At 65.6% G+C, this 17,306-nt stretch carries 19 protein-coding genes; 10 read left to right on the top strand and 9 right to left on the bottom strand.

Features of this window, described 5'->3' with window-relative positions:
• Positions 1-217: 217 nt before the first annotated feature.
• Genes C4S71_RS05120 through rpe form a run of 3 tightly spaced genes read right to left on the bottom strand, consistent with a single transcriptional unit; the run spans position 218 to position 1,885 of the window.
• Positions 218-883 (bottom strand): phosphoglycolate phosphatase, encoded by a 666-nt coding sequence (locus tag C4S71_RS05120; protein ID WP_103968418.1) that lies wholly within the window; start codon positions 881-883, stop codon positions 218-220.
• Positions 853-1,176: a GIY-YIG nuclease family protein gene (locus C4S71_RS05115; protein WP_086511630.1), complete on the bottom strand. Its 324-nt coding sequence runs from the start codon at positions 1,174-1,176 to the stop codon at positions 853-855. Before C4S71_RS05115 ends, C4S71_RS05120 begins: the two co-directional genes overlap by 31 nt.
• Before the next feature lie 10 nt (positions 1,177-1,186).
• Complete coding sequence (gene rpe, locus C4S71_RS05110) at positions 1,187-1,885, bottom strand: ribulose-phosphate 3-epimerase (protein WP_026037987.1); 699 nt, start codon at positions 1,883-1,885, stop codon at positions 1,187-1,189.
• Positions 1,886-2,063: 178 nt separating this feature from the next.
• Here rpe and cysP point away from each other — a divergent pair, with 178 nt between their 5' ends.
• From cysP to C4S71_RS05090, 4 genes are read left to right on the top strand one after another with little or no spacing between them, the layout of a single operon-like run.
• Positions 2,064-3,074 (top strand): thiosulfate ABC transporter substrate-binding protein CysP, encoded by a 1,011-nt coding sequence (gene cysP, locus C4S71_RS05105; protein WP_086511629.1) that lies wholly within the window; start codon positions 2,064-2,066, stop codon positions 3,072-3,074.
• Positions 3,075-3,114: 40 nt separating this feature from the next.
• Positions 3,115-3,978, top strand: a complete 864-nt coding sequence (gene cysT / locus C4S71_RS05100) for a sulfate ABC transporter permease subunit CysT (protein WP_086511628.1) — start codon at positions 3,115-3,117, stop codon at positions 3,976-3,978.
• Positions 3,978-4,805 (top strand): sulfate ABC transporter permease subunit CysW, encoded by an 828-nt coding sequence (gene cysW, locus C4S71_RS05095; RefSeq protein ID WP_086511627.1) that lies wholly within the window; start codon positions 3,978-3,980, stop codon positions 4,803-4,805. Before cysT ends, cysW begins: the two co-directional genes overlap by 1 nt.
• A complete protein-coding gene (locus C4S71_RS05090; protein WP_103968417.1) occupies positions 4,802-5,899 on the top strand; it encodes a sulfate/molybdate ABC transporter ATP-binding protein in 1,098 nt (365 codons plus the stop codon). The genes cysW and C4S71_RS05090 overlap by 4 nt, the downstream gene beginning before the upstream one ends.
• 5 nt (positions 5,900-5,904) lie before the next feature.
• On the opposite strand, the gene C4S71_RS05085 is transcribed toward C4S71_RS05090, so the two are convergent.
• The gene (locus tag C4S71_RS05085) at positions 5,905-6,348 is read right to left on the bottom strand and encodes a GNAT family N-acetyltransferase (protein ID WP_103968416.1); all 444 of its coding nucleotides are present in this window, start codon (positions 6,346-6,348) and stop codon (positions 5,905-5,907) included.
• Between the two features lie 215 nt (positions 6,349-6,563).
• On the opposite strand from C4S71_RS05085, the gene C4S71_RS05080 reads away from it, so the two are divergent.
• Positions 6,564-7,154 (top strand): YajG family lipoprotein, encoded by a 591-nt coding sequence (locus C4S71_RS05080; protein ID WP_103968415.1) that lies wholly within the window; start codon positions 6,564-6,566, stop codon positions 7,152-7,154.
• A gap of 98 nt (positions 7,155-7,252) precedes the next feature.
• Here the strand turns inward: C4S71_RS05080 and C4S71_RS05075 are convergent, their stop codons facing one another.
• From C4S71_RS05075 to C4S71_RS05065, 3 genes are all read right to left on the bottom strand, one after another.
• A complete protein-coding gene (locus C4S71_RS05075) occupies positions 7,253-7,894 on the bottom strand; it encodes a thiopurine S-methyltransferase (protein WP_103968414.1) in 642 nt (213 codons plus the stop codon).
• A 16-nt stretch (positions 7,895-7,910) separates the two neighbouring features.
• The gene (locus C4S71_RS05070) at positions 7,911-8,537 is read right to left on the bottom strand and encodes a TIGR04211 family SH3 domain-containing protein (RefSeq protein ID WP_103968413.1); all 627 of its coding nucleotides are present in this window, start codon (positions 8,535-8,537) and stop codon (positions 7,911-7,913) included.
• Positions 8,538-8,745: 208 nt separating this feature from the next.
• On the bottom strand, positions 8,746-9,075 hold the full coding sequence (locus C4S71_RS05065) for a DUF1820 family protein (protein WP_086511622.1): 330 nt from the start codon (positions 9,073-9,075) through the stop codon (positions 8,746-8,748).
• 223 nt (positions 9,076-9,298) lie between these two features.
• On the opposite strand from C4S71_RS05065, the gene miaB reads away from it, so the two are divergent.
• The 5 genes from miaB (at position 9,299) to lnt (ending at position 14,724) form a co-directional block, all read left to right on the top strand.
• Positions 9,299-10,642, top strand: a complete 1,344-nt coding sequence (miaB, locus tag C4S71_RS05060; protein WP_103968412.1) for a tRNA (N6-isopentenyl adenosine(37)-C2)-methylthiotransferase MiaB — start codon at positions 9,299-9,301, stop codon at positions 10,640-10,642.
• Between the two features lie 118 nt (positions 10,643-10,760).
• Positions 10,761-11,837 (top strand): PhoH family protein, encoded by a 1,077-nt coding sequence (locus C4S71_RS05055; RefSeq protein WP_086511646.1) that lies wholly within the window; start codon positions 10,761-10,763, stop codon positions 11,835-11,837.
• Positions 11,834-12,340, top strand: a complete 507-nt coding sequence (ybeY, locus tag C4S71_RS05050) for an rRNA maturation RNase YbeY (RefSeq protein WP_086511620.1) — start codon at positions 11,834-11,836, stop codon at positions 12,338-12,340. The genes C4S71_RS05055 and ybeY overlap by 4 nt, the downstream gene beginning before the upstream one ends.
• Before the next feature lie 2 nt (positions 12,341-12,342).
• On the top strand, positions 12,343-13,218 hold the full coding sequence (locus C4S71_RS05045) for an HlyC/CorC family transporter (RefSeq protein ID WP_086511619.1): 876 nt from the start codon (positions 12,343-12,345) through the stop codon (positions 13,216-13,218).
• 27 nt (positions 13,219-13,245) lie between these two features.
• Positions 13,246-14,724 carry an apolipoprotein N-acyltransferase gene (gene lnt, locus C4S71_RS05040; protein ID WP_103968411.1) on the top strand — a complete coding sequence of 493 codons (1,479 nt, stop codon included), beginning with the start codon at positions 13,246-13,248 and terminating at the stop codon, positions 14,722-14,724.
• 70 nt (positions 14,725-14,794) lie between these two features.
• Here the strand turns inward: lnt and phaC are convergent, their stop codons facing one another.
• Both phaC and C4S71_RS05030 read right to left on the bottom strand, forming a co-directional pair.
• Positions 14,795-16,633, bottom strand: coding sequence for a class I poly(R)-hydroxyalkanoic acid synthase (phaC, locus tag C4S71_RS05035; protein ID WP_103968410.1), 1,839 nt, complete (start codon positions 16,631-16,633; stop codon positions 14,795-14,797).
• Positions 16,634-16,762: 129 nt separating this feature from the next.
• The gene (locus C4S71_RS05030) at positions 16,763-17,209 is read right to left on the bottom strand and encodes a phasin family protein (protein WP_086511616.1); all 447 of its coding nucleotides are present in this window, start codon (positions 17,207-17,209) and stop codon (positions 16,763-16,765) included.
• Positions 17,210-17,306 lie beyond the last annotated feature (97 nt).

The raw sequence follows: 17,306 nt of genomic DNA, 5'->3' as shown, positions 1-17,306 counted from the left end.
CGGTGACGGATGGTGAATCAGGGTGATGCTTCAGCGAGCTTCACCATCGCCAAGCGGCGGGCTGGGCAGAAAAGGGCACCGTCGTGTCAGCTGCCCGACGCAGGCAACCACGGGTTAAGGTGTCGTCATGCAGCATCATGCTGTCCATCGAAGCGTTTCCCGCAGGAATAGGCAAACGGAAGGATTCCGAGGTCATTGATAAGGATCGAAAATCACCCTAAACGAGTTCCGCCAGTGAATCAACCAGCGCATCCGGGCGGCTGTCGCGCACCGGTTCGCCATGGTTGTAGCCGTAGGGTACGGCCAGGGTGCGGAAGCCGGCGGCCCGGCCGGCGGCAACGTCGTGGCGGGAGTCGCCCACCATCAGACAGGCCGAGGGCGGCAGGCCGAAATGCGCCGCCACGTGCAGCAGCGGCGCTGGGTCGGGCTTCTTCTGCGGCAGGCTGTCGCCCCCCAGACACAGCGCGAAGTGCGCTTCGAGCCCGAGCTGCGCCAGGATCGGGCGGATGAACGCGAACGGCTTGTTGGTCACCAGGGTCAGTATTCTGTCGTCACTGCGCAGCGCATCCAGCGCTTCGCGCACGCCGGGATAGAGCCGCGTACGCGAGCCGGGATCGCGCCCGTAGTGGACGAGAAAGGCCTCATGGGCCCGCGCCAGCAGCGCCTCGTCGGGGGGCGCCTGCCGGGCGAAGGTCAACGCCCGCTCGACGAGCTTCCATGAGCCGTTGCCCACCCAGTTGCGCACCCGCGCCTCACCGGCGGCGGGCAGCCCGCATTCGGCCAGACTGGCATCCACGGCCACCGCCAGATCGGGCACGGAGTCCACCAGGGTGCCGTCCAGGTCGAAGCTGATCAGGCGGATGTCGTCGAGGATGGCGTGCATGCTGTTTCCTTATGCTCCTGGGCCCGTTCCCGCCGAGACTGAAGCCAGGCCCGCTTGCGTGCTGCCGAGAGACGCTTGACCTCGGCCTCGAGCCGCAGCGCCTCGCCATGGCTGCCCACCGGCTCATGGTGCACCAGTGTCAGCGGCCCGCGTCCGCGCAGGGCCTTGGCGCCCTGCCCCGCCTCATGCTGCGCCAGGCGCCGGGCGACGTCGGTGGTGATGCCGGTGTAGAGCATCCCTCGCCGGGTTTCGAGCAGGTAGAGGTACCACGTAACGGACGCCGAATGGTTCATCGCGCGCGGGCTATACCGTCGCCAGCTGTTCGCGGAAGGCGCGAATGACGCTGTCGTAACGGTTGGGGTCGCCATCGCGGCCGGCACCGAAGACTGCCGAACCGGCGACGAAGGTGTCGGCACCGGCACGGGCGATCTCGGCAATGTTGTCGACCTTCACCCCGCCGTCGATCTCGAGCCGAATGTCGCGGCCCGAGGCGTCGATGCGACGGCGTGCCTCGCGCAGCTTGTCCAGCGTACCCGGGATGAAGGCCTGCCCGCCGAAACCGGGGTTGACGCTCATCAGCAGGATCATGTCGACCTTGTCCATCACGTAATCGAGATAGGAGAGCGGCGTGGCCGGATTGAACACCAGGCCAGCCTTGCAGCCGCCGCTGCGGATCAGCTGCAGCGAGCGGTCGATATGCTCGGACGCCTCCGGATGGAAGGTGATGTAGCTTGCCCCGGCATCGATGAAGTCGCCAATCAGGCGGTCCACCGGCTTGACCATCAGGTGGGCATCGATGGGCGCGGTGACGCCGTGCTTGCGCAGCGCCTCGCAGACCATGGGACCGATGGTCAGATTGGGCACGTAATGGTTGTCCATGACGTCGAAGTGGACGATATCCGCCCCGGCGGCCAGGACCCGGTCGACTTCCTCGCCCAGCCGGGCGAAATCGGCGGAGAGAATGGAGGGGGCAATCAGGAAGTCGCGGTTCATGTCGCTCATGGGGATAACAGCCATCGCACGGGGAAAGAGGCGTCATATTAACAGACTGCCCCGACCGCCGGGCACCCGACAGACAGCGCCAATGAAGCTTATAGAAAAATAGAATAAAAACACGGATTGTAATTCCACTTGGTCGGCCATACTCTTGCTACCAAGTTCCCTTTGCCGGAGACGCCCAATGCGACTTCCCTCTCTTCGCCGCACCCTGATCGCCGCTGCCCTGGGTCTTGGCCTGGCAGCGCCGGCGATGGCTGCCGAGCGCGAGATCCTCAACTCCTCCTACGACATCGCCCGTGAGCTGTTTGCCGCGATCAACCCCGAGTTCCGCAACCACTGGCAGGCGGAGCACGGCGAGCAGATCGGCATTCAGCAATCCCACGGCGGCTCCTCGGCCCAGGCCCGCGCCATTCTGCAGGGACTGCGTGCCGACGTGGTGACCTACAACCAGGTGACCGACGTCCAGGTACTGGCCGATGCCGGCCTGGTGGCCGAGGACTGGCAGGAGAAACTGCCCAACAACGCCTCGCCCTACTACTCCACCACCGCCTTCCTGGTGCGCAAGGACAACCCCAAGGGCATCGAGAGCTGGGACGACCTGGTGCGTGAAGACGTGCGCATGGTCTTCCCCAACCCCAAGACCTCGGGCAACGGCCGCTACACCTACCTGGCCGCCTGGGGCTTCGCTCAGCAGCAGTTCGACGGCGACGAGGAGCAGATCCACGACTTCATGCGCACCTTCCTGCGCAACGTGGCAGTGTTCGACACCGGCGGTCGCGGCGCCACCACCAGCTTCATCGAGCGCGGCCTCGGCGACGTGCTGATCAGCTTCGAATCCGAGGTCAACAACATTCGCCAGGAGTACGGCACCGACGACTACGAAGTGATCGTGCCGCCGGTCAGCATCCTGGCCGAGTTCCCGGTGGCCGTGGTCGAGCCCAACGCCGAGCGCAACGGCAATCTGGACCTGGCCCAGGCCTACCTGGAGTACCTCTACAGCGAGGAGGCCCAGCGCCAGCTGGCCGGCTTCAACTACCGCGTGCATCACGAAACGGTCGTCGAAGAGTTCGCCGATCAGTTCCCCGAGACCGAGCTGCTGCTGGTCGAGGACATCGCCGGTAGCTGGGAAGAGGCGATGGAAACCCACTTCGGCAGCGGCGGGTTGCTCGACCAGCTGCAGCGCCGTCGCTGATTGCCACGGCGCCTGACATGCGCGACGCAAGCGAGACATGATGAGTAGCCGTACTTTCGCCATCGGCCTCGGCAGCACCCCCAAGCGGGTGCTGCCGGGTTTTGGCCTTTCGCTGGGCATCAGCCTGACCTTCGTCTCGCTGATGCTGCTGCTGCCCATGACCGGCCTGTTCGGCCAATTGGCGGGGCTGAGCCTGGCCGAGTACTGGGCGATCGTCACCAACGAACGGGTGGTGGCCAGCTACGTGGTGACCATCGGCGCCGCCGCCGTGGCGGCCGTCGTCAACGCCGCCTTCGGCCTGCTGCTGGCCTGGGTGCTGGTGCGCTACACCTTCCCTGGCAAGCGCCTGCTCGATGCGCTGATGGACCTGCCCTTCGCCCTGCCCACCGCCGTGGCCGGCATCACCCTGGCCACGCTCTACTCCAGCAACGGCTGGATGGGGCAGCTGCTCGAGCCGCTCGGATTGCAGGTGGCCTACACCTGGGTGGGCATCGCTCTGGCCATGTCCTTCACCAGCATCCCCTTCGTCGTGCGTACGGTGCAGCCGGTGCTGGAGGACATGCCTAACGAGATGGACGAGGCTGCGCTGACCCTCGGCGCCTCGGACTTCACCGGCTTTCGCCGCGTGATCCTGCCGCACCTGTGGCCGGCCCTGGTGACCGGCACCGGGCTCGCCTTCGTGCGCTCGCTGGGTGAATTCGGCGCGATCATCTTCATCGCCGGCAACATGCCCTACGAGACCGAGATCACCGCACTGATGATCTTCGTGCGCCTGCAGGAGTACGACTATGCCGGCGCCTCGGCCATCGCCTCGGTGGTGCTGTTCGTCTCGCTGGCCCTGCTGCTCGCCATCAACGTCTGGCAGGGCCGCTTCATCAAGCGCCTGCACGGAGGACACGGCTGATGCAACGAATCGGAGATGGCATCGCCGTTCGGCGTCTGCTGATCGGCGCCGCCGTGGTGCTGGCGGCCCTGTTCCTGCTGCTGCCGCTGGTGGCGATCTTCGCCCAGGCCTTCGCCCGGGGCATCGACGTGTTCTGGGCCAACGTCACCAACCACTACACCCTGGCGGCGATTCAGCTGACCCTGTTCATCGCCGTGCTGACGATTCCGGTGTGCCTGGTGTTCGGCGTGGCGCTGGCCTGGCTGGTGACCCGCTTCCGCTTCCCGGGGCGGCGCATCCTGCAGACCCTGATCGACATTCCCTTCGCCGTATCCCCGGTGGTGGCGGGCCTGGTCTACCTGCTGCTCTACGGCCGCACCGGCTGGCTGGGCAACTGGCTCGACGGCCACGACATTCAGTTGATGTTCGCCTGGCCCGGCATCCTGCTGGTGACCATCTTCGTCACCTGCCCCTTCGTTGCCCGCGAGCTGATCCCGCTGATGCAGGCTCAGGGCTCTCGCGAGGAAGAGGCCGCCGTGACCCTGGGTGCCCCGGGCTGGACGATCTTCCGCCGGGTCACCCTGCCCAACATCCGCTGGGCGCTGCTCTATGGCGTGATCCTGACCAACGCCCGGGCAGTGGGCGAGTTCGGCGCCGTCTCCGTGGTTTCCGGTGCCATCCGCGGTCAGACCAACACCCTGCCGCTGCACCTGGAGCAGCTCTATCAGGACTACAATACCGTGGGCGCCTTCGCCAGCGCATCGCTGCTGGCACTGATCGCCCTGCTCACGCTGGTCGCCAAGGCCGGCCTGGAATGGCGCGCTGCGCGCCGGGAGGTTCACCCATGAGCATCCGCCTTCACGAGATCGGCAAGCACTTCGGCAGGACCCAGGCGCTGGAGCCGATCGATCTGGACATCGCCGAAGGCGAGCTGGTCGGCCTGCTCGGCCCCTCCGGCTCCGGCAAGACCACGCTGCTGCGCATCATTGCCGGACTGGAAACGGCAGACAACGTGGCCGGCGCCCGCATCCTGTTCGGCGAGCGCGACGTGACCCATCTGCACGTGCGCGACCGGCGCATCGGCTTCGTGTTCCAGCACTACGCGCTGTTCCGACACATGACGGTGTTCGACAACGTGGCCTTCGGCCTCACGGTGATGCCGCGCAAGAGTCGTCCCTCGAGCGGCGAGATTCGCAGCCGGGTGCATCGCCTGCTGGAGATGGTCAAGCTCGAGCATATGGCCCACCGCTACCCCGCCCAGCTCTCCGGCGGTCAGCAGCAGCGGGTCTCGCTGGCACGCGCCCTGGCCCTGCGCCCCGACGTGCTGCTGCTCGACGAACCCTTCGGCGCGCTGGATGCCAAGGTTCGCCAGGAGCTGCGCCGCTGGCTGCGCCATCTGCACGACGAGCTCAACTTCACCAGCCTGTTCGTCACCCACGATCAGGAGGAGGCGCTGGAGCTCTCCGACCGCGTGGTGGTGATGAGCAACGGCCGCATCGAGCAGATCGACACCCCCGACGAACTCTATCGTCATCCGGCCAACCGCTTCGTGTTCGAGTTCCTGGGCGACGTCAATCACCTCGAAGGCACGGTGCGCAACGGCGTGCTGACCTGTGGCGATGCACGCCTGGCCGTGGATCTCAAGGACGGCCCCGAAGAGCTGCTGCTGCGCCCCCACGAGCTGGAACTCGCGCCCAGCGCCACACAGCACGCTCACCTGCCGGTATGCGTGACCGCCATTTCACCGGTGGGCGCCGAAGTGCGCGTGGAGCTGGAGGCGGACTGGCTGGGCGAGCCCTGGCTGGCCACCGTGAGCCATGCCGATTACGAGAGGCTTCACCTCACCCGCGGCACGCGCCTGTACGCCGTTCCTCGGCGCTGGCACCGTTTTCCCGATGAACGGCGCGCGCAGGCTGCTCCGCTGGCCGAAGCGGTAAGCTGAGCGGGTCAGCCTACCCCACCCGGCGTACGCGACCAGGCCATGAGGGTCTCCTGCTCGCCGCTGAGCGGCTCCGTGCGCTCCTCGAGTACCTGGAAGCCCAGGCGGCGATAGAAGGAGACGGCACGCACGTTGCGTGAGTAGACGCACAGGGTAATCCGCTCCCGCTTGCTCATGGCATGCGCCATCAGATGGGTGCCGTGGCCGAAGCTCTGCAGCTCGGGGTCGATGAACAGCGCCTCGAGGTGATCGTCGTTGAGCGCGGCAAACCCCACGGCGCGCCCGGCGGCCTCGAGCACGTAGGTTTCCGCACCGGGCAGATAGAGGCTCGCCATGTCGTTGGCGCGTTCATGCCAGAACCCGGCGGGAATGAAGTCATGGGCCAGCAGCGAGGCACGCAGCCAGATGTCGACCAGCTGCGGTATGTCCTCGGTCGTGGCAGGACGTATCATGCGGTATCTTCCTCTCCTGCGAGGCGAAAGGCTCGATCTTCGTCGAGTGAAAAACAGAGTGTAACCGTAATGCCTACGCCTGGCGCAACGCTGTTGCCCGCAACGCGTCGGGCGATATACTGCACAAGTGACTGAGGCGAGTATCTTTCTGCTGCCTCATGCACGGCCAACCCAGGGCCGCCCCCTGGCCCCGCAAGACGAATCCGGGAGCGAGAATGAATCGACGTCATGCCTTGTGTGCCGCAGCAGTTCTGTTGGCCACCGCCCTGCTGGCCGGCTGTGCCAGCCCCCATTATCTCCAATTGAACCCGCAGCGCAGCGCCGCCGTTCCCCAGACGGGCAGCGGCCAGACCGTCACGGTAGCCGCCGTGGACGAGCGCGACAGCGAGGTAATCGGCACGCGCACCGGCAGCGCCATGTCCACCGCGGTCATTACGGTCAGCGCCCACGAGCTGATACCGAACCTGCAGCGCGAGGCGGAACGGGCCGTTCGCGACATGGGCTTTTCACCGACCACCCAGCCGGGTAGCGGACGCCCGGGGCTGACGGTCACACTGTTGCACCTCGGCTATGAGCGTGGCGAGAACCGCCCGGTCATCGATGAAGCGCGGCTGGAAGCGGTACTCGAGGTCAAGGTGACCAACCAGGGCACCACCTACACCGGCACTTACACTGCCCGCCGCACCCAGAGCTACGCCGTGCGCCCGGGGCGTGACGCCAACCGCCGCATGCTCAACGATCTGATTGGCGACGCCCTGGATCGCGCCTTCAGCGACCCGGAGCTGGCCCAATTGCTGGCTCGCTGAGCTCTCGGCCTCAAGCCACTCCTGCCCAGCCACGATGCCAAAGGGCCGCCCCAGGGGCGGCCCTTTGCTGTTGGCACGTGCGCGCTCATCGACACCACTCAGGTCATGGGGCCACGCCGGGTAAGGGCCCACACGCTCTCGCGGAAGCCGCTACCCGCTTCCGGCTCGCCATCCTCCAGGTGAGTGACCTGAAAGTTGGGCTCGAACAGCTCACGAACCTCATCGGCCGGCACGTGATAAGGCGGGCCGGCGCTCTCGTCTCCCGGCGCGCGGGACAGCGAGATCAGCAGGCCGTGTATGCCGGGCGGGATCAGCTGCGCGAGATGAAAGGCATAACGCTGGCGAGTCGCGGGCGGCAGAGCGATCAGCGCGGCACGATCGTAGAAGGCTCCGATCTCGGCCGCCTGCTCGATATGGAAGTGGAAGAAATCGCCGCACCATAGCTCCACGCTGCCCTGCCGACAGATCGCGAACGGCTCCTGCTGGTAACGGGACACCTCGCCGGTGCCTTCGTCGACGAACTGCTCGATCGCCTCCCGCGACAGTTCGATGCCCAGCACGGGGTGGTCGCGACTTGCCAGCCAGCGCATGTCCAGGCTCTTGCCGCACAGCGGCACCAGCACCTTGGTGCCCGCGCGGATCTTCAGCGTAGGCCAATGGCGTACCAGCGCCGGATGCGTGTCGTGGCGATGAAAGCCGATACGTCCCTCGCGCCAGCGGTCGAGCCATTCACGCGTCATCGTCCATGCCTCGTCATCAGAACCAGCGGTCGCGCTTGCGCCGCTTGCGCGGCAGGTGAGGAATGATCAATCCGACCAGCAGACCGGCGCCGGCGACGCCACCGCCGTACATGAAGTAGCGCATCAGCAGATCCTCTTCCTGGGTGTCCAGGCGTGCCTGGAGCTGGCGGATGGTACTGCGCGAGCGGTCGGCCTCGCTGTCGAGCTCGCGGTTACGCGCCTCCAGCTCGGCGATGCGCTGCTCACGCACCTCGAGGGTTTCGGTCATGGCCGAGACCCGGTTCTCCCAGGTCTCGTTGATGCCGCCCAGCTCGGCCTCGAGCTCTGCCACCTGCTCCTCCAGGCGCGGCAACTGGTAGCTCGCACTCGGTGACGACTGCAGCTCGTTACTCAGTATCCATACACGATTGCCGTCACCGTTCTCGACCCGGCTGTAGTTGCCGCTGGTCTCGAGCAGGGTAACCGGCTCGCCGGCCGTCAGGGTACCGACGATGCGATAGCCGTCGGTCGGGCCGCTGCGCACGTAGGTGGTCAGCTCATCGGAAACCCAACGCGCGTTGTCGTCCGCCTGCTGGGCATGCAGCGGAGACGCCGCCAAGCCCAGCGCGACGCCTGCGAGAAAAAACCTGAATCGATGCTTCATGCCGATGTCCTGGCTATCCAAGCCAGGGGCCTGCCCTCGGCAAGCCCCTGGCAAATCTCTCTTGCACTGGCCTATCCACAGGAACTGTGGATAAACCCCGGGAAAACCGCTGGAAAGGCGGCTGTCTGGCACTCCGATACTGGCCTGCGGCAGGATGGTCATTTCCTGAGCAGACCGCGGGCATGCCGTTTCCCTGCGTTCATTGTTTTCAGCGCTCGCTCTTCGGCGGCAGCATCGGACCACGCGGAAACTCCGCAATGCGCCCCTCGCTCTTGACGGCCCTGGCCGGTCCCTCACGCTCCACCTCGTCGATACGCACGATGGCGTTGAGCGGCAGATAGCTGCGCTTGACGCCATCGAAAGTGTGACGCAGGCGGTCGGCAGAGGGGTCGACGACCAGCTTCGAGCCGTCCTCGAAGACAAATTCCTCGACCTCGATGAAACCCCAAAGTTCGCTCTGGTAGATCTCTCTGGCATAGAGCTCCCAGACTTCACCCTGCTGGTGGAAAACCACCCGATAGATCGCCTTGGCCGCCATAAGGCCGTCTGTCCTCAACGTTCGGTTGCGCTAATTAGATGTCCCGCTACGGGACCGCCAAGGGGCTAGCGTACCACAGGCATCCCTGGACGCGGTGCCCCTACTGGCCCCATCAGGCTGCCTTCCGTATAATACCGCCACCTTCGAGGACGGCCACAAGGCCAATTCCCGCGACACTCCACTCACCGGTGACGCACGCGTCGGACGACCGACCCTCTATCCTATGGCGAAGAAACTCTTCATCAAGACCCACGGCTGCCAGATGAACGAGTACGACTCCGCACGCATGGCGGATCTGCTCGGCGAATCTCACCAGCTCGAATTGACCGACGACGAAGGCGAAGCCGACGTCATCCTGCTCAATACCTGCTCGATTCGTGAGAAGGCCCAGGAAAAGGTCTTCCACCAGCTCGGCCGCTGGAAGAAACTCAAGGAGGCCAACCCCGATCTGGTGATCGGCGTGGGCGGCTGCGTAGCCAGCCAGGAAGGCGAGGCGCTGCGCAAGCGTGCGCCTTACGTCGACATGGTGTTCGGCCCCCAGACTCTGCACCGCGTACCGGCGATGCTCGATGCCCGCCGCAACGATCAGATTTCGGTGGTCGACGTCACCTTTCCCGAGATCGAGAAGTTCGATCACCTGCCCAAGCCGAGCTCCGACGGGGCCAGTGCCTTCGTCTCGGTGATGGAGGGCTGCTCCAAGTACTGCACCTTCTGCGTGGTGCCCTATACCCGCGGCGAAGAGGTCTCACGCCCCTTCGAGGCGGTGATGGACGAGGTGATCCACCTCGCCGACCAGGGCGTGCGCGAAATCAACCTGCTGGGCCAGAACGTCAACGCCTACCGCGGCGAGAACCGGCTCGGCGACGAGATCGATCTGGCCGAGCTGATCGCCTGCGTGGCAGCGGTGGAGGGCATCGACCGCATCCGCTTCACCACCTCGCACCCGGTGGAGTTCAGCGACAGCCTGATCGAGGCCTACGGCGAGATTCCCGAGCTGGTCAGCCACCTGCACCTGCCGGTCCAGGCCGGCTCCGACCGTATCCTGGCCGCCATGAAGCGCGGCCACACGGTCGAGGAGTACGTGGAGAAGATGGAGCGCATTCGCGCCCTGCGCCCCGACATCAGCTTCTCTTCCGACTTCATCGTCGGTTTTCCCGGCGAAACCAAGGAGGACTTCGAGGCCACCATGGACCTGATCCATCGCATCGGCTTCGACCACTCCTTCAGCTTCGTCTATTCGGCACGGCCCGGCACGCCGGCCGCGGCACTGCCCGATGACACCCCGGAGAGCGTCAAGAAGCAGCGCCTGGCGATCCTGCAGGAACGCATCAATCAGCAGGCGATGCAGATCTCGCGGCGCATGGTGGGCACCACGCAGCGCATCCTGGTCAGCGGGTTCTCGCCCAGGGATCCCGGGCAGCTGTCCGGACGCACCGAGAACAACCGCGTGGTCAACTTCAGCGCTGCCAACCCCACCGAGCTGATCGGCCACTTCGTCGAGGTGACCATCACCGAGGCACTGCCCAATTCACTGCGCGGCGAACTGGCTTCCCCGACGCTACAATAATGGCAGACAGGCACTCTCTACGGCCCCAGACGGGCAACGTGAGTGGAAAGCATTGCCCTGCCGAAAGGCAGGGCATTAAGCTGGGAGCCAACACACGCAACGCATGGATTCCGACACCTTGAGTCAACACGCCGCACAGGCCAACCGCATCATCACATTGAGCCTAGAGCCCAACGATCCACAGCGTCTCGCCAACCTTTGCGGCCAAAGGGACGAGCATCTCAAACTGGTCGAGTCACGCCTCGGCGTCACCCTGCGCAATCGCGGCAATGTCTTTCAACTGGCCGGTCCCGGCCATCGGGTCAAGGCCGCCGCCAACGTGCTGGAGCACCTCTATCGCGAGGCCGAAGCCAGCCCCCTGTCACCGGATACCGTGCATCTGTTCCTTCAGGAGTCGGGGCGCGAGGCGCTCGACGAAGAGGAAGGCCCCGCCGACGGCGAGGTGCTGCTGCGTACGCCCAAGGTGCTGATCAAGCCGCGTGGGCAGAACCAGCAGAACTACGTCGCCAGCATCCGTCAGCACGACATCAACTTCGGCATCGGCCCAGCCGGCACCGGCAAGACCTACCTGGCCGTCGCCGCAGCGGTGGAAGCGCTCAACCAGCAGGAGGTGCGTCGCATCCTGCTGGTGCGTCCGGCCGTGGAGGCGGGAGAGAAGCTCGGTTTCCTGCCGGGCGATCTGGCCCAGAAGATCGACCCCTACCTGCGCCCGCTCTACGATGCGCTCTACGAGATGCTCGGCTTCGAGCAGGTGGGCAAGCTGATCGAGCGCCAGGTGATCGAGATCGCTCCGCTGGCCTACATGCGCGGACGCACGCTTAACAACGCCTTCATCATTCTCGACGAGAGCCAGAACACCACCCGCGAGCAGATGAAGATGTTCCTGACCCGCATCGGTTTCGGCTCCACCGCGGTGATCACCGGCGACGTGACTCAGGTCGACCTGCCCCGCGGCCAGAGCTCCGGGCTGATCCAGGTGCTCGAGGTGCTCAGGGGTACCGCCGGCATCGGGGTGACGCATTTCGCCGCCAAGGACGTGGTGCGACATCCGCTGGTGCAGCGCATCATCGAAGCCTACGAGAGCTTCGAGGCCGAGCAGGAAGTGCAGGAACGCGCCCGCCGCGAAGCCCGCGAACGGGAGCGCGAAGCCCTGCGTCAGGAGCGTGAGCGCAACAGGGACGGCGGCGAAAAATGATCCCGGCGCCCATCGTCGACCGCCAGATTGCACTAGCCGACCGGGAACTGCCGGCGCAGGCTGCGCTGGAGGGCTGGATCGCCGCGGTGCTGGCGCGCTTCCCTGGGGAGACGCGCCACGAGGTCACCGTGCGCTTCGTCGACGCCGATGAAGGCCAGGCGCTGAATCGCGACTATCGCGGTCGCGACAAGCCCACCAACGTGCTCTCCTTTCCCTTCGATGGCCCGCCCGGCATTTCGCTGCCGCTGCTCGGCGATCTGGTGCTGTGCCACCCGGTGGTGGCGCGCGAGGCCGCCGAGCAGTGCAAGCGCCTCGAACATCACTATGCTCACCTGGTGGTACACGGCATGCTGCACCTGCTTGGCCACGACCACCTCGAGGATGAGGAAGCCGAGGCGATGGAGCAGCTCGAGCGCGAGATCCTGGCGGACCTCGACATCGCCGATCCCTATGCAGCGGATCGCACCGAACAACAAGACGACAGCATGGACGAGAGACTCTAGCGATGAGTGAAGACCGAACGAGTGGCCAAAGCGGAAGGTCGTGGCTCGACAAACTGCTCGGCGCCCTCTCAGGGGACAGCGAAGGCCCCAGCTCGCGGGAGGAGCTGATGGAGTTCCTGCGCGAGGCGGCCACCCGCCTCAAGCTGGACCAGGACGCCATGATGATCATCGAAGGCGCACTGCAGATCAGCGACCAGCAGGTTCGTGAGGTGCTGATCCCGCGTTCCCAGGTGGCCGCCATCGCCGTGGATCAGCCCGCCGAGGAGTACCTGGCCCTGATCGACGAGACCGGTCATTCGCGCTACCCGGTCATCGGCGAAAACCTCGACGAGGTCAAGGGGCTGCTGTTGGTCAAGGATCTGCTGAAGCTGCTCAACCGCCCCGCCGAGGAGCGCGAGCGCTTCTCGCTCGAGGACGTGCTGCGCCCGGCCATGTTCGTGCCGGAGTCGAAGCGGCTCAACAGCCTGCTCAAGGAGTTTCGCGATACTCACAACCACATGGCGGTAGTGGTCGACGAGTACGGCGGCACCGCCGGTATCGTCACCATCGAGGACATCCTCGAACAGATCGTCGGTGACATCGAGGACGAGCACGACACCGACGAGGACGACGACATCCGCACTCTCGGCGAGGGGCGCTACGCCATTCGCGCGCTGACCCCGATCGAGGATTTCAACGAGCGCTTCGGCACGCGCTTCTCCGACGACGAGTTCGATACCGTCGGCGGGCTGGTGATGCAGCGCTTCGGCCACTTGCCCGGGCGCGGAGAGCATACCGAGCTCGGCGGCTGGCGCTTCACCGTACTCAATGCAGACAATCGGCGCATACGCCTGCTGGAAGCCGTTCTGCAGGACGAAGCAACGCCACCCCAGGATTGACCCGGCTGCCTCAGGATGCCAACTCCCATGAAAAATAAACGTCCGACGCCCGCACTCGGCTATCTGGCCGCGCTCGTTGCCGGCGTTCTGACCACGCTGACTGCCTCGCCCTATGAACTGTGGTGGCTGGGACCGCTGGCCGCAGGGCTCGTCTACTGGGCGATTCGGCCCCTGGGGGCACGCCAGGCCGCCTTCCTCGGCTGGTGCTACGGGGTCGGCCTGTTCGGCTCCGGTGCCTCCTGGGTCTACGTGTCGATCCACGACTACGGCTACACCGGGATGCCGCTGGCGCTCTTCCTCACCGCGCTGTTCGTCTGCGCCATGGCGCTGTTCGTTGCCGCCGCGCTATGGCTCTACCGCCTGGTATGTGGCCCCCGCCTGGCTTTCCTTACCTTCGCCGGTGCATGGGTGCTGGGCGAATGGCTGCGCACCTGGCTGTTCACCGGTTTCCCGTGGCTGCTGCTGGGCAGCTCTCAGGTCGATTCGCCGCTGGCGCCCTGGGCACCCATCGGCGGGGTCTACCTGCTCTCGCTGATCGTTGCGCTCAGCGGTACCCTGGGTGCGGAGTTCCTGCGTCGTCGCTGGTGGGCGGCCGCGCCCATCGCCGCCATGTGGCTGGTCCCACTGACGCTGCCCACGCAGTGGACCGAGCCGGCAGGCGAGCCGCTGCGGGTCGCCCTGCTGCAGGGCAACCTCGACCAGTTGATCAAGTGGACACCCGAGGGCCAGCGCATCGCCGCCAATACCTATCTGGAGATGACGCGGGCCTACGCCGACGACGCCGACCTGATCGTCTGGCCCGAGGCGGCGCTGCCGATGTTCGAAGACGAGGCCGAGCCACTGCTGGCCCGGGCCCAGGCCCACCTGGTGCCGGGTAGCGCCCTGCTCACCGGCATTCTCCAGCGCGAGGACCGCGGGCTCTACTACAACAGCGTGATCGGGCTGGGCAACGCCGAAGGCCAATACCGCAAGGAGCGCCTGGTGCCCTTCGGTGAGTACCTGCCGCTGGAGCGCTGGCTGCGCGGCACCATCGCCTTCTTCGATCTGCCGATGCCGGCCATGAATCCCGGGCCCTCGGGGCAGCGGCCGATCCGCGCCGCCGGCACGGTGATCGGCAACGCCATCTGCTACGAGATCATCTACGCCGATCTGGTGGCACAGCAGGCCCGCGACAGCGAATTGCTGCTGACGGTATCCAACGATACCTGGTTCGGCGAGTCGATCGGCCCGCTGCAGCACCTGCAGATGGCCCGCCTGCGGGCGCTGGAAAACGGCCGCTACGTGGTACGCGCCACCAGCAACGGGGTGACCGCCGTGATCGACCAGTACGGTCAGGTGGTGGCCAGGGCACCTCAGTTCGAGACCGTGGCACTGCTCGCCGAGGCCGTACCGATGCAGGGTCTGACGCCCTTCACCCGCACCGGCAGTTGGCCGGTGTGGCTGCTCAGCGCGCTGCTGGTGCTGCCGGGCCTGCGGTTGCCAGAGCGCCGCCGACGGCGGTTCTAGGCACTATCTGAAAACCCAATAAACGACGAGGCCCGCATCAGCGGGCCTCGTTGCGTTGGGCAATGGTGGATCACTCCGGCTTGGCCGGCACCTCACCCAGTACCTCGGGAATGGTCATGCGCACGTAGCGACCCGGCGCTTCTTCCAGCAGCTTGAGTTCGCCCTCGCCCGGCTGGCGTGCCGGTACCATCTTGTCGGCATCGGCATAGCCGCCTTCGGTCATCCACTGCTGCCAGTGAGGCCACCAGGAGCCCTCGTGGAACTCGGCGCCGGCAAGCCAGGCTTCATGATCCTCAGGCAGCTCGCCGTTGGTCCAGTAGCCGTACTTGTTGCGCACGGGCGGATTGACGATGCCGGCAATGTGGCCGGAGCCGCCCAGCACGAAGGTGACCGGCCCCTTGGGCAGCAGCGCGCCGTAATAGGTGCTGTTCCACTTGGCGATGTGGTCCTCGCGGGTGGAGACGAAGTAGCTCGGCGTGGAGATCTTGCGCAGGTCGATCTTGACCCCGTCCAGCTCGATGCCGCCGGGTTCCACCAGGCGATTCTCCAGATACATGTGGCGCAGGTACCAGCCGTGGGTACCGGCCGGCAGGTTGGTGCCGTCGGTGTTCCAGTAGAGCAAGTCGAACGGCGCGGGATTCTCGCCCTTCAGGTAGTTGCTGACATAAAAGGACCAGAACAGGTCGTTCTCGCGCAGCAGGTTGAAGGTATAGGCCATGGAGCGGCCATCGAGATAGCCGTCCTGCTCCATGCGCGCCTCGATTCCCGCCAGGATCGGCTCGCTGAGCAGCACGCCGAGCTCGCCAGGATCGCGGAAGTCCTGCAGCGTGGCCATGTAGGTGACCGACTTGACCTTGCGCCCACGCCGGGTGCTGGTGAGGTAGGCCACGGTGGACGCGGTCAGGGTGCCGCCGATGCAGTAGCTGAGCAGGTTGACCGACTTCTCGCCACAGGCCTGCTCGATGGCCTCCATGGCGGCGACCGGCCCCATCTGCATGTAGTCGGCCCAGGTCAGATCGCGCTGCGCGGGGCCCGGGTTGCGCCAGGAGATCAGGAACACGGTGTGGCCCTGGTCCACCAACCACTTGACCAGCGAATTGTCCTGACGCAGGTCGAGGATGTAGTACTTGTTGATCCAGGGCGGCACGACGAGCAGCGGCGTCTTGAACACCGTGTCGGTGGTCGGCGTGTACTGGATCAGTTGGATCAGCTCGTTCTCGTAGACCACGTAGCCGGGCGTCACGGCGATGTTGCGCCCGATCTCGAAGGCGCTGCGGTCGGTCATGGCCACGTTGAGCCCGTCGGCCGAGTTGGCCAGGTCGCGGCGCAGCTGAGCCAGCCCTTCGATCAGGTTCTGGCCCTTGGTCTCCAGGGTACGGCGCATCACCTCGGGGTTGGTGGTGACGAAGTTGGTCGGTGCCATGGCATTGACCAGCTGGCGGGCATAGAACGCCAGGTTGCGCTTCTGCTTCTCGGGCAGGCCGTCGAGCTGCTCGACGAGCTCTTCCACGGCGCCGGAGAACAACAGGTACTGCTGCAGGATGGCGCGGTAGAACGGCTCCTGCTGCCAGGCCTCGTCCTTGAAGCGCCGGTCGTTCTTGGGCGGCACCACCAGCGGCTCGCCCAGATTCCCGCTCAGCGCCTGCAGGCCCTGCTGCCACAGTTGGTACTGATCCTGGATGAGGCGCGCCTGGGTCTGCCACAGCAGTTGAGGATTGCGCATCAGCGACTCGGCGCCGGCCTGGAAGGCCTCGCGCATGTCGGCCTGAATGGAGTCGGCGGCCGCGTCGGGCGCCATGCGCTCTAGCAGTTCCTGCATCAGGGCCTGGTAGTGCTGCCCCATCTCCTTGAGCTGCTCGTTCCACTCTTCCAGTTCGGCCTGGGAGAAAACCTCGTCCCCTGACTGCATCGCCCTCTCCTATATGAGAACCTTCTTCTTCGATTCGATGCGCGCGCCCGACCGAGCGCCTCCACGGAGCGAGACATCAGCTCCGTGGAGAGGTCGGCGAGAGCCGACCCCGAAGCGGTCGAATGGCTTTCAGCTCTTGCGCGACGTGGCCTTGGCCGGAGCGTCGGACTTGGCCGGAGCGTCGGTTTTGCCCGATGCGGCCGGCTTGGCACTCGCTTCCGCCTGCTTGGCCGTATCGCTCAGCTCCTGACTGACCTCGCCGAACAGTTGCTCCAGCTCGGCGCGGAACTGCTGGCTCATTTCGCCCAGCGCCTGGGCATCTTCCATCATCTGCCGCGAGAGTTCGCTCATCATCTCGGCCTGCTGGGCACCGAATGCCTGCAGGTCCTGGGCATCGCGAATCTCGGAAGCGCTGCGCATGCGCTCGGTGCCCATCTGGCTGTAGCGCTTCATCGCCTCGAGCTGGTACTCGGTCATCTTCTCCATATTGCCGAGCATCAGCGAGTTGAGCTTGCGCATGGGTTCGAAGAACCGCCGCGTCTGCTGATTGAATTCATCGAGCATCTTGTCCTGCATGGGGGCAACCTCCTGTGGACCGTGAACATGCGGGGAGCAGCGCGCACCGGTATCGGCCAGTCTTCGGCTACCCAGGATGCCCAACGTAAAACGCCGG

It is taken from the genome of Billgrantia desiderata (assembly GCF_900108215.1).
In the GTDB taxonomy this organism is placed as follows: domain Bacteria; phylum Pseudomonadota; class Gammaproteobacteria; order Pseudomonadales; family Halomonadaceae; genus Halomonas; species Halomonas desiderata.
This window is presented reverse-complemented; position numbering and strand designations above follow the sequence as displayed.